Raw genomic sequence first — 12,833 nt, forward strand, 5'->3', positions numbered from 1 at the left:
CATCATCTTTTAGCATATTAGAGGATGATGATAAATTTACTTTACCATCATCCTCTTTTCTATTAATTAAATTTTAAATTACTGCTCCATCTGCACCAATTTTATAGCCATTAATGACTGTATTAGTAGCCATTAATCCAGAAGAATAGAAGTAATATTTCTTACCATTGATAGTTTGCCAGCCAGTCTGCATGATACCTTCATTGTTTGTGTAATACCATCCATCTGGTCGCTCAACCCAACCTTTAACCATACTTCCACTTTCGTAGAAGAAATACCACTCACTACCTTGTTGTAGCCATCCACTATGCATTTTACCAGTTGACGTCAAATAATATGTTTTTCCTGATATATTAATCCAGCCAGTCTGCATGATACCTTCATTGTTTGTGTAATACCATCCATCTGGTCGCTCAACCCAACCTTTTACCATACTTCCACTTTCATAGAAATAATACCATTTATTATTTAATTGTAACCATCCAGTTTGCATGATACCTTCAGCATTTAAATAATATTTCTTATTATCTAATTGCAGCCAACCGGTTTGCATGATACCTTCATGGTTCAAGTAATACCACTTATTACCTAATTTTATCCATCCAGTTTGCATTTGTCCTGATGAATTGAAGTAATACTTTTTATTATCTAAGGTTAACCAACCAGTTACTTTTGTTCCATTCTGATAATAATATTTGTATCCTTGATCAATAATCCAACCATTTAGTGATTTACTAGTATAGTTAATACTTTCTTTAGAAATATAACCTTTCGAATTATCCCAATTATAAGTTGCGCTATAAGATGGGTTGTCATTTACAATTGGTGTATCTGTTTGCACCTTGTAAAATCCACCTTCTTCTCCTACAATTAAAAATGGATAATCAGCAATTTTCAGATTACTTTTCTTATTTTTAGTTTGATATAACACTTTAGATGACGTGTTGTTTGAAGAATATACATTGACTACTTTATTAGCAGTTTTAACTCCAATAATATATGAGTTATAATCTTTCATTCCGTTTGCTTGATCTAGGCGATAATACCATCCAGCAATCTTTTCTCCCCAAAATGGATCAGATGCATACTTAACGTTCATCCCGCTACCTTTATTTCCAACATGAGCTCCAAAATAACGCCAGTCATCAATAGGATCTGTATACCCCCATGAAATATAACGCTGTGCATGTGTGTAAATACAGTCTTCTACTGAGTTAAAATGATTTGCATCTTGACCTGGATTTGAATCTGTTGCATTAATTCCGAATAAATTATTTTTATTCATTGCAATGCTACTTTTTCCCCATCCACTTTCATGAATCCCCATCACATACTGAAGTGTTCCATTAACTCCATATTTATTTCGAACTGCATTAAAATATTGTCCGGTATTAACTAATTTACCTCCAGATCCACCATTATTGTTTGTATAATTATCGAGTGTTTGGGCATTATAATTAGAGCTAGAGCGTAATGAAAGATACTGATAATAATTATAAAATGGACTATTCTCATTAATAGCACCATTACCATTCACTCGGATATTTTGCCAACTATTATAGAAATATATTCCATCATAACTATAATATTTATAACCTTGTTGCATCCATTCAGGTGCTAAACCAACAATAATCTTTGAATAATTTCTATCTATTGTTACATTTTTTGTAATGTAATGAACTAACGTTCCACCTTCATTTGCATAATATGACGGTGATTGAACTGTCCCCGTTGAAGCTAAACTAATTGCTTTTTCCTTTTCATTTAATGTTTGATCAGCATAATTTAGATAAGGTACATCTAATACTTCAGCTTCTTCTAATCCTAAAGATGCAGTTCTTACTGGATTAGCAGGAATATATTCTGCTATGATGCGAACATTTCCTTGTCGTTCTTCTTTAAGAACTTTTCCTTCATAACCTGAAATATAAATATAATAATAATCGGCATCTTCTCCTAAATATAGTGCGTCGTTAACATAGCAAGAGTTAATATACGTTGCATGTTCACTCTTCCCTCTATTTGGATAAAGATTATGGTTGTAGCCACATGTTGTAGTTCCCTCTACTTTAAATTGTACAAGTCCTGATCCTGCACTTCGACTTTCAGTATCTTCTGAAACTAAATTGATTGACTGTGCAGCAATAGACTCAGTTTCTTCTTGTTCTATCTCTAAGTCAATCTCATCATTTATTGATACATCATCAATATCAATAGCTTCTTGAGAAGGTAATTCCTCCTCATTACTTTCTTCTTCAATAAAGGTACTATTAGATTCATTATTTTCCACTGTATTGAACGAATCTTCACTCTCTTCAGTACTTTCATTCAATCCCCCATCACTAATCTCTGTTAAAGTAGAGCTACTTGAATCTATTATTGAGGCATTTGCCACAATAACTAAGTCCTGTAAATGAGATATTAATATGCACATACATATTAAAGCATTTATCACTCTCAAATATTTAGGGTGCTTTTTCACTTTCATCTCTCCCTTATATAGATATACCTTTTTTTATTATAAAGTATATTGTTTATATTTGTCATTAAAAGTCTTAAAAAACATTAATCCTATAAGTGGAATGATTATATAAAAAGGGCTGAATGTTAAAAACACATTACAGCCCTTTAATTATTTAATATTGTATCTCTATACTATCCATTTAAATTATTTTAATAATTTTCTTTTTATCAAATACGACGCTAATCCCTTAAATCTAATTTAATTGCGATATTGTTATCTGAATCCCTTGTCCAATTGCTTGATTTACACCGCTATGTTGTTTGATTTCAATGGTTTGATATGTTTGGCTTGGTGCCACTACTTGCAATAGTTGTGGTGAGACAAAGGTTGTACTCAAAGCCTCTCCATCTAAATAAACACGACTTTCTGAAGAGAAGTCATTACCGTGAATTGATAACACATTGCCAGTTTGCTCTACTGATTCAATGCTAAGCTCTCCTAATCCAAAGAAGAGATTTGAACTAGATGGAAGCAATTGGTTTTCATAAAAGCGGCCTTCACCGTATAGTAAATCTTTTTGCACGGTATCTAGGATGTTTTGGTAATCATCAGAATCTGCATAGATGTCATGAATCTTGTGCATCGCGCCTGAATCAATTCCTAATAAATTAAGGGCATATGCTCCTAATTGATAAGAGGTCATGTTTTCATAAGGTAGAACAGGCTCTAACGCTGCATTACTATAAATTAAATAGGGTGTTTGATATAAATCCACATCATATGTACTTTCATCAGTAACAGCTGACAAGTTTGGTAAATGATCTGAGAAGAAGACAAGTAGTGTTGGTTCTTCTGAGTTATTTACATAATTTACGATACGGTTAATTTGTTCATCTAGGCTATGCATACGGTTAACATAGTCCTGTAATGGTAGACGATATTCTTCACTTAAGTCACCACTTACGATAATTTCCGCATCATTTCCATCAGTAAGACTATACGGTTGATGCGTTCCAGCTGTTACGGCATAAATGAAATCTGCTTCCTCACTTTGTTCTAACACTTGAATGACATAATCAAATAATAGTCCATCATCTGTTTTATCAATTTGATGAACGCCATGATCACCTGCCATATATTCAAGTGGAACATACACATCAAAACCTAAGTTTCGAATCGCTAAATGACGGTTATAAAAATTCCCTTCATAGTTATGTAAAAATGTCGTTTGATAATCTTTAGCGTTGAAAATTGTCGCTAGCGATTGAACAGGTGTTGTACAAAGTAGTTGATCGTATGGAATTTCTCCTGGTTTTAAAGCGGACATGGAAATCGATGTTAACACTTCAAACTCGGTCATGACTGTTCCCGCTCCAAATGTCGGAACTGTGATATAGCCATTGGGTGAATATTCCGTCAATGCACGGAACGTCGCAATCGGATCTTCACTATACTCAGCCCCTTGAATTAATAACGGATCCATAAACGACTCTAACTGAACGACAATTAAATTGTACGGAGAATCAGAGTCGATAGTTGAATGCATCTGTGCTGCTACTGGTAAAGACATTGCGTTCATAATCTCATCTATATTTTCATCATAAACTAGTTGATTTGACCCTAAATAAGGATAAATCGAATTTAAGATTGAATATGAAAATCCATACGTTTGATAACTTTTCATATAGTTTGACTTAATCGGCGCCATCCAATCATTTTGCTCGACTGTGTACAGTCCTAATGTAGTACATGAAAAAATAACTCCACACAGAACGTAGTCTATCTTTTTGACAGGAGACTTAATCTTCCATAAGAAGCCGATGACAATCATTAATATAACAAGTAGGCTTATAAAAGTAATCATCGTAGCCGGTGTAAAATATAAATCGACTAACTTGACTGCCTCTTTAATAAGAAAGACGTCTGAAAACATCAGTGGCGTTCCACGGAAATGAGCCACAATAGCGTTTGCTAGTGATAAAAAACTCCACAAAAATGTAATTAAAGAAAACATAAAAACTTTTTGTTTAACTAATAAAACAAGGCTCATACTGGCCAGTACGATACCAAAATTAACTACAAAATAAAAGGTACTTTCGTGTATAAATTGCAAAACATTAGGCAATGATCCTAATTGAACCCATTGCATGATAAAGGTTAATACAAAGGAATAGATAATCCAAACACTATAATACCAATTAGTTCGTAGCAACCGCTTCGTTCTCTCCTGATTAAGCATTTGAATCCCTCCCTATATTAAAACTCAATCTGCATATAAACTAAAATGTTTTTGGCATTGTTAGAATCAGTCTTAGTTATAAAAATACTTTAGTACTAAGACAACCTATAGTCCCCCTGCCATTTCCAATCGAAATGTATCCTCCTCTGTCAGGGCTTTAATTTTTACCATGTAAAAACTTATCTGGGCTCATATATTACTTTAATGATAGTGATTTTTAATACGTATTTCTACTCTATTTTTATCATGAAAAATGAAGCTAAACAATGAGAAATAAATGGGAGTCCATATGTCCCAACCGAATTTTCACTTCTTATTTTATTCGTGGAATAAAATAGATAGACTTAAGTTTAACCCCTTTTCCTTAAAAAATTCTTAAATTAAACTTCCCCAATAACTTTATATCGATTGTACACTTAAAAAGTTTTACTACTAACTATCTCATCAAACTTTATTACTAATAGTGAATAAATTTTAAACCGCATTCGATTCATGTTGTTTTCACTGTTTTGCTCTCTAAAAAAAGCAACACAAAATTAATGACCACCTTAAACAATCTACGCTGATTCGCTTACTATAAGGAACCCCGTACTGTTTAAAATATGAGTCATTAATTAAAGTGCTGCTAGCATTTCTATTAAAAGAAATTATTCTCCACTCATCAACAATTGGATGATCATTGCAATTAACAAAAGGCTCGTCGTACCAATTCCAGTGAGTGTATATTTTTGTTCAAGTGGTATGACGCGTTTGGGCTTTTTAGGTTTTTTCTTTTTCTTTGGTTTAAGTTCAATCTCTAATTCTTCTTCATTTTCCTCTTCTTCTTGTTGATGCTTTTGTTCATAAAAGTATAAAGCTAACTCCATGGCTAAATGATATCTTTTACGCGAGAAATTCTTTTTCAAATCAGTCAGTAAATTAGGATACATATCTTCGCTCCAGTGAGCTGGTGTGTAATCTAACATTTCATCATTATGTTTTTGAAAAACGAGGGAATCCGTTAAAGCTAAATGGTAACAATCATTTAAAAAGTCTTTATCATCTTCGTATATGTTTAAGTTTTCAGTTAATAACTCACGAGCCTTAAAAATATCTCGCTTTTTCAAACTGAGTGATAAGGTTTCAAACCGAGCTTCTTTTTCCTCAGATGTCATCACAACTCCTCCTTTTTGCAAATAAATCCTTATCACATTATATTCAACAAAATCTCGACAATATGACAAAAACAACTCCTCTGTTAGATATTATCTGTGAGCAAAACGACAGCAACCTCACCTTTCACTATAATCAAATAAAAACTATAGTATTTATTAACGATGATATATTATACTAGTAATATAAGGATAAGGAGGGGTTATATGGGTTATTACAATGGATTTGATGGATTCTCATTAATGAGTAGTCTATTTCCAATTTTCTTTATTACAATCTTTTGTATTATTATTGGAATGATTATTTACAGCATTGTTCAATACGCACAGGATAAAAATAAACCGATTCAAACCGAACGAGTGAAGGTTGTGGCAAAACGAACCAACGTTAATCACCATCATCATAACCATGATGGGCACATTCATCATTCAACATCAACCACTTATTATGTGACGTTTGAGTTTATTACTGGACAACGTATGGAACTAAAAGTTCCAAGAAATAAGTTCGGATATATTGTTGAAGGGGATGAAGGATTATTACAATTCCAAGGTCGACTATTTGTTTCTTTTGAGGTGGCTGAACCTTTGTCCTTAGATAAATAAATTCAAAAAGCAAGTTATCATTAGGACAACTTGCTTTTGGTTATTTTAATAAAAAAATAGTCATTATGAAATCAACTGTGACAGAAACAAAAAATAACATCGGAATAAAACATAAGGTCCTTAGCTTTGACTTTAAAAGATTAGGTGTAATTGAATATCTAGTCATTTGAAGTAAAAATTCAATAGCAATTAAGGTTTGAAAAAATAATAGTGATTGCTTCATCAACACTGTGCCACCTAAATGAAGAACGACCATCTTAACAATTTGAATCGATACGACTGAAATAATGCCTAAAAAAATCTTCCCAACATCGTACGTCCAATCCCGATCCCTTATCATTAAACGATAGAAAAATGTACAAATATAAGATGCTGTTAACAGTACAGGCACATATAAAAACGTGTGATATCCTATTGCAATCATTTCTAACAATTCCATAATCATCTTTTCCCTTTCCATCAAGTAAACATATATTGAATCATTTATAAATATGCTCTAGAAACTCTTATATTCAAAACTTAAAAAGGAAGTAGTCTAGCTGATTACTTCCTTTTTTGTTGATGAACGGTTTTGTCATACTTGCCTATCACGCTACTAATAGTATATGCGTGGCTGTCTTTTATCATTCATCTTTCACTTTGTAAATAATCATTCTTTATTAGTTTTCATCCATCGATTCATTTGGATAATCAGCGTTGGGATGAATCCTAATAGATAGATAATTCCTAATTGATTCAATGTAATGTCTGTCACCATGAAGAGTGAGTTTAACTGTGGTAACAGTAAAATTGAGTTTAATAAGATAAATCCAATAACAAAAGCCCCAATACTGTACATATTTGAGAATAATCCAACATTAAAGATAAATTCTTTACTACGACAGTTGAATCCATGGAATAGGCGAGATAAACAAAGCGTCGCAAACGCTAAAGTCGCTGCTAATCCATGACTTTCTTCAAGTCCAATAAAGTATGCAATCATCGTCACAATTGCAATTAGTACCCCTTCTGTTGCAATTCTTTTCATTGTTATTGTATCTAAAATCGATTCACGAGCATCACGCGGTTTTTCCTGTAATAAGTTTCGTGTTGATTTTTCCATCCCGATTGCAATCGCTGGTAAACTATCGGTCACTAAATTGATGAATAGTAAGTGCACGGAATAAAACGGCACAGGTAACATAAAAATCGAAGCAAAGAGCACACATAAAATTCCTGAAAAATTTCCTGATAATAAATAGGTGATCGTATTTTTAATATTCGCATAGACATTACGTCCGGTCATGACAGCCTTCACAATTGTGGCGAAGTTATCATCCGTTAAAATCATCGAAGCTGCATCTTTTGAAACTTCCGTTCCCGTAATTCCCATCGCAATTCCGATATCCGCACTTTTTAAAGCTGGCGCATCGTTTACGCCATCTCCTGTCATTGCAACGATATGACCTAAGTCTTGCCACGCTTTAACAATACGAATTTTATGGGCTGGTGCGACACGCGCATAGACCGAAATATGAGGTAATTTTTGTTTTAACTCGACATCTGATAATTGATCCAGTTCATTTCCATCTAAGACGAAATCGCCATCTTCATAAATCCCAATTTGCGCTGCGATACTTTTGGCTGTTACTTTATGATCTCCTGTAATCATGATTGGCTTGATTCCAGCCTGTTTACAATCTGCGACTGCCTCTTTGCTCTCAATTCGAGGTGGATCCATCAATGAGATGAGTCCTAATAATACTAAGTCATGCTCGTCGTTCATCTCCAACTCGTCTTTATCGACTTTCTTATAGGCGAAGCCTAAGACGCGCAACCCTTGCTTTGCAAACTGTTGGTTGATTTCTTGATAGACTTGTTGGTCAGTACTTGAAAGTGGACGAATGCCATCAACAGTAAAGACTTGATGACAACGCGCCAACAATTCATCAGGAGCCCCTTTGATGAGCATAGTAGATTGACCGTCAATCATTTGGAGCGTACTCATTAACTTGCGCTGTGAATCGAAAGGTAACTCACTTAAACGGTTATATTTGTTACGAAGATCCATCTCATCTATTTGATATTTTTCTAATAAATCAACGAGTGCTAACTCGGTTGGATCTCCAATACGCTGCTGGGTGGTCGTTGTTGAATCATTACATAATCCACAAGCAAGCATCAGTAATCGATCCGGATCCTGATTAGGATGAAGTTGATCCCAATGAATTAATTCATCACTAATATATAGTTGCTGGGCCACCATTTTGTTTTGTGTTAATGTTCCCGTTTTATCAGAACAAATAATCGATACACATCCTAAACTTTCGACACTATTTAAATTTTTAATAATAGCATTTTCTTTCGCCATCTTTTGTGTTCCGATAGCTAAGACGATGGTCACAATAGACGCTAAAGCTTCTGGAATCGCTGCAACCGCTAATGCCACTGCAAACATCATCGCATCAATCGTTGATGCGCCTTGAATCATATTTAAAATAAAGACAATAATACAAACCCCAATAATCACAAATGATAAACGACGACTAAATGCATCTAAATTTCGTTGCAGCGGTGTTTTACGGGCTTCTGTTTCATTCATTAACTTTGCAATTTTCCCAATCTCAGTTTCCATCCCAATATTGGTGACCACAGCGACTCCACGTCCATAAGTGACTAATCCACTTGAAAAGACCATATTCGTTTGATCCCCAAGGGCACAATTCTCAGTTACAATCGGATCGGTTCCTTTATCGACACTCACCGCTTCCCCGGTTAACGCACTTTCATTTACTTGTAAGCTATACGCTTCTAATAGTCGTGCATCTGCGCTCACAATATCTCCCGCTTCAAGTAAAATAATATCCCCAATGGTCAGCTCAGTCGATAGAATCTCTTGTTTCTCCCCCTGACGAATAACTTTCGCATGTGGGGTTGATAGTGCCTTTAAGCTTTGTAGTGATTTTTTTGCTTTAACGGTTTGTACCGTCCCTAAAATCGCATTTAACGTAATCACCGCTAAAATAACGAGTGCACTTTCAACATTATCACTAAGCATAGAGATAATGGCCGCTGCAATTAAAATGAACACGAGTAAATCTTTAAACTGATCAATGAAAATTTGAAAGATGGTAGCCTCTTTTTCCTCAAGTAAGGCATTTAATCCATACTGCTCTTGACGCTTGCTCACCTCTTCTGGTGTTAATCCTTGTTCTGAGGTTTTTAATTCTTTTAATACTTCATCATGAGACGATTGATAAAAATGAGCCATTAAAGTTTCCCCACTTTCCTTTGACGTAATTTTTTAAGCACGACGAAAGCAATCACAACGACCGCTCCTCCTAAAATAAACCACTTTCCTTGGTCATAATACCCCATCACATCAGTCCAACGCTCTGCTAACCAGTAACCAAGTGCAATTAAAATACTATTCCATACTAAAATTCCAAGACTTGAAGCAAGTAAAAAGGTGCTCAAGTTTTGTTTCGTAATTCCTGCCATAAACGAAATATACGTGCGAAATAGCGGAATGACACGTCCAATTCCAACTGAAATCGTCGCATATTGTCTATAAAAGCGTCTAGTTGATTCAATCCCTTTTCTCGACTTAGGATAATAATCCATGATTTTATCGAGAACTGCATTTCCACCGCTATATCCGATACTGTAGCAAATCATCGAACCTAAAAGTCCTGCAACCACACTAATAATAATCACAAGGACAAGGGGCCTTCCACTTGAAACGGCCATGGCACCTGAAAGTGGTAACACGACTTCGCTTGGTAGTGGCAAACAGGCATACTCAAGTGCAATAAACAAAAACATTGCAATCAGTCCATACTGAGTAATGAAATCAATTATCCATTCCATCGTTTCACTCCTTTTGATTATGTTTGTTCAAGCTCGTTACGATAACTTAATCTTTCGTCTCATCCGTCTAATGGCTCATATCCTTTTAATCATATGAAAAAAAGGAGCAGTCAAGCACACTAAGATACAAAAAAAGACTTAAGTTATCCCAACTAAAAGCGTTGTTATAACATAAGTCTCGTCGAGAATCCTAAACTATCCTTCACAAATAAAGTCGCTTACCTTTTAAGTGAAAAATTTAGATTCTTAGTGACACCAGAATGAGTCTCTATTATCCTAGTCATTAAGGATAGTTATTGGCAATAAGATGCCGCATAAAACAGAAAACTCCTTCGCGGTTGTTGATGTTCACCACACTTGTATCAGTGTTGACTACTCCCTTATTGTTACTAATAATATAGCAGGTCTATTCCTAATTGTTAACCCTAAACTTTGTATAAAATTCATGTAACCTCAGAATAAAAACTAAAAAAACTCCTCTAACTCAAAACAGTAAGAAGAGTTTTTTACTTTATTTTTCAAAATATCCGAATTTTTCATAAATTTTTGCTTCGGTATCTTTTACAGTTTGTGAAGGTTCATAGTTATCATCACCATAAATATTTTGATGCAAGTCTTTCACCATGTCTTGATAACTATTCATGACATAAAGTGGACTATACCCATTATAACTTACGGTATGATTAATGTCTTCATATCCTCCACGTGGTACTTGGTACGTTTGAATATTTCCTAAATCCACCTTCAACGCCTGCATTCCTAACGATAAAATTTCGTCTTTTGTAAGATTCGTTTCAACATAAGGTAAACAATCATTCAGTAATGATAATAACTCTGTATAACCTAGTGTTGTTAGCTTAGAAAACATTGCCTTCATCACCGTTGTTTGACGATCCATGCGAACATAATCACTATCGGCATAACGAACTCGCATGTAACCTAAGGCTTGTTCACCACTTAGATGTTGATAGCCACTTTTAGAGACATTTGAAATATAAGGAACTTCATATTCCTTAATCTCCAATTCAATCCCTCCCATGGCATCAATGACATGCTGGACTCCTTCAAAGTTAATAGCAACATAACGTGTTAAATCTAAATCAAAATTATAATTAATCGTTTGCATCGCTAGTGTCGCTCCACCATAAGCATAGGCATGATTTAATTTTTCAAAGTCTTGTTTCACACCTGGAATATAAATTAATGTATCACGTTGAATAGACGTAATTTTTGCGACATTATTTTTAGCATCTAGTGATAAAACTTTCATAGCATCACTACGCCCATCGGTTTGATCGCCATTTTTATCGACTCCAAAAATCGCAATATTGACAACTTGCGACTCTTCTTCCTTTGCGATGACTTCTTCACTAATTTCTGCCTCTTCTTTTTCTAACTTTTCTGTTGTTGTCATTTTCCCTAACGTTGAGTCAATTACATAATTAGCGAAGATAAATCCTCCACCAACTAAAACGACAATAGTCCCTAAAACAATCCATAAAATCTTAAATCGCTTCATCCGATTCCCTCCGTTTATAAAACTAATAAAAATTATACCATATTTATCCGAAAAAGGATGTTATCTCTACAAATTTCTCCCCTATTATCGCTTAAAGATTTTATTGAAAATCCCTTGAATGTTTTCGATTCCCGACTGAATCGATAAGGTGATTTTATCTTTAAATTCTATCCATTTGTTTTCTTTTTGTCCTTCTGTTATTGCAACATGAACGGCATCTTTTAAATCAACAAAGGCTTCATGATTCGGTGATAGTTCCAATCCTTTTTCAATAGTTGTCAATGATTGTTTATAATCGCCTTCTTCGTAATACGTCACTGCTTCCACTAGAATCTCTTGTATCCACCAACGCTTCGCAGAATCAGCTAATTGTTGTGCTTTCTCATAGTTAGGATCTGACTCAATCACTTGTTGATAATGGTAATAGGCTTGCTCCCATTCCTTATTAATGGCAAAGGATTCAGCTTTCTCAAAGACTTTTCTGGATTGATTTAACTGTTCAATTTGTTGCTGGAAACTTTGAATATTAGAGGATTTATTCGCAAAGGATTCAATTCGTTGAGCGATTCCTATCGCCTCATAATAGCTCATATCCTCGGCTTTAAATTTTTCAAATGTTTCTAATGCCTCCTGTGTTAAAAACGCATCAAATGCCTCTCCTTGTTTTGCATACAAGTCATAGCGAATCTCCTCAAATCCAAATAAGTCATTTTCTTGATAATAGGTAATAGCTTGATTAAATACTTTTTTTAATTGATAGTTAAAAGCAAACACCCCAGCGATAAACATCACTATTAGGGCTAAGACACCTATCATCAACTGTTTTTTATATAATTGAAACCATTGCTTCAACCATTCAAATCGTTCCTTCATTTTCATCACTGAAGCTCCCTCCCCCTTATCATCATCTCTTTTACTCACTAAGAGTAAATTGAAATATGAGATGATTGATCATTTTGTATCTAGATAAGTGGCGCTAAGTTTTTCATCACTGAAAACTTTTAG

The 12,833-nt window shown here is 34.4% G+C and carries 9 protein-coding genes; 1 reads left to right on the forward strand and 8 read right to left on the reverse strand.

Annotated features, from left to right (window positions below; genetic code table 11):
• Positions 1–73: 73 nt before the first annotated feature.
• The 3 genes from NEH74_RS00055 to NEH74_RS00065 all read right to left on the reverse strand — a co-directional run bounded on the left by NEH74_RS00055 (position 74) and on the right by NEH74_RS00065 (position 5,857).
• Positions 74–2,395: a glucosaminidase domain-containing protein gene (locus tag NEH74_RS00055; protein WP_262940837.1), complete on the reverse strand. Its 2,322-nt coding sequence runs from the start codon at positions 2,393–2,395 to the stop codon at positions 74–76.
• Positions 2,396–2,717: 322 nt separating this feature from the next.
• A complete protein-coding gene (locus NEH74_RS00060; protein WP_262940838.1) occupies positions 2,718–4,703 on the reverse strand; it encodes an LTA synthase family protein in 1,986 nt (661 codons plus the stop codon).
• Positions 4,704–5,350: 647 nt separating this feature from the next.
• A complete protein-coding gene (locus tag NEH74_RS00065; RefSeq protein ID WP_068759043.1) occupies positions 5,351–5,857 on the reverse strand; it encodes a hypothetical protein in 507 nt (168 codons plus the stop codon).
• 204 nt (positions 5,858–6,061) lie between these two features.
• Between NEH74_RS00065 and NEH74_RS00070 the strand changes: the two genes are divergently transcribed.
• A complete protein-coding gene (locus tag NEH74_RS00070) occupies positions 6,062–6,460 on the forward strand; it encodes a DUF2500 domain-containing protein (RefSeq protein ID WP_055305237.1) in 399 nt (132 codons plus the stop codon).
• 40 nt (positions 6,461–6,500) lie between these two features.
• On the opposite strand, the gene NEH74_RS00075 is transcribed toward NEH74_RS00070, so the two are convergent.
• The 5 genes from NEH74_RS00075 to NEH74_RS00095 all read right to left on the reverse strand — a co-directional run bounded on the left by NEH74_RS00075 (position 6,501) and on the right by NEH74_RS00095 (position 12,710).
• The gene (locus tag NEH74_RS00075; RefSeq protein WP_262940839.1) at positions 6,501–6,905 is read right to left on the reverse strand and encodes a hypothetical protein; all 405 of its coding nucleotides are present in this window, start codon (positions 6,903–6,905) and stop codon (positions 6,501–6,503) included.
• A gap of 204 nt (positions 6,906–7,109) precedes the next feature.
• The gene (locus NEH74_RS00080) at positions 7,110–9,710 is read right to left on the reverse strand and encodes a cation-translocating P-type ATPase (protein WP_262940840.1); all 2,601 of its coding nucleotides are present in this window, start codon (positions 9,708–9,710) and stop codon (positions 7,110–7,112) included.
• Positions 9,710–10,309 carry a DedA family protein gene (locus NEH74_RS00085; RefSeq protein ID WP_262940841.1) on the reverse strand — a complete coding sequence of 200 codons (600 nt, stop codon included), beginning with the start codon at positions 10,307–10,309 and terminating at the stop codon, positions 9,710–9,712. Before NEH74_RS00085 ends, NEH74_RS00080 begins: the two co-directional genes overlap by 1 nt.
• A gap of 511 nt (positions 10,310–10,820) precedes the next feature.
• Positions 10,821–11,828: an LCP family protein gene (locus NEH74_RS00090; protein ID WP_262940842.1), complete on the reverse strand. Its 1,008-nt coding sequence runs from the start codon at positions 11,826–11,828 to the stop codon at positions 10,821–10,823.
• Between the two features lie 84 nt (positions 11,829–11,912).
• A complete protein-coding gene (locus NEH74_RS00095; RefSeq protein WP_262940844.1) occupies positions 11,913–12,710 on the reverse strand; it encodes a tetratricopeptide repeat protein in 798 nt (265 codons plus the stop codon).
• Between the last annotated feature and the right edge of the window lie 123 nt (positions 12,711–12,833).

This window comes from Turicibacter sp. GALT-G1 (assembly GCF_025594995.1).
Taxonomy (GTDB): domain Bacteria; phylum Bacillota_I; class Bacilli_A; order MOL361; family Turicibacteraceae; genus Turicibacter; species Turicibacter bilis.

Bases quoted from the DNA above. Each gene is read 5' to 3' on its own strand.
- NEH74_RS00075 (WP_262940839.1), bottom strand. From the start codon at position 6,905: ATGATTATGGAATTGTTAGAAATGATTGCAATAGGATATCACACGTTT.
- NEH74_RS00070 (WP_055305237.1), top strand. From the start codon at position 6,062: ATGGGTTATTACAATGGATTTGATGGATTCTCATTAATGAGTAGTCTA.
- NEH74_RS00065 (WP_068759043.1), bottom strand. From the start codon at position 5,857: ATGACATCTGAGGAAAAAGAAGCTCGGTTTGAAACCTTATCACTCAGT.
- NEH74_RS00090 (WP_262940842.1), bottom strand. From the start codon at position 11,828: ATGAAGCGATTTAAGATTTTATGGATTGTTTTAGGGACTATTGTCGTT.
- NEH74_RS00060 (WP_262940838.1), bottom strand. From the start codon at position 4,703: ATGCTTAATCAGGAGAGAACGAAGCGGTTGCTACGAACTAATTGGTAT.
- NEH74_RS00080 (WP_262940840.1), bottom strand. From the start codon at position 9,710: ATGGCTCATTTTTATCAATCGTCTCATGATGAAGTATTAAAAGAATTA.
- NEH74_RS00085 (WP_262940841.1), bottom strand. From the start codon at position 10,309: ATGGAATGGATAATTGATTTCATTACTCAGTATGGACTGATTGCAATG.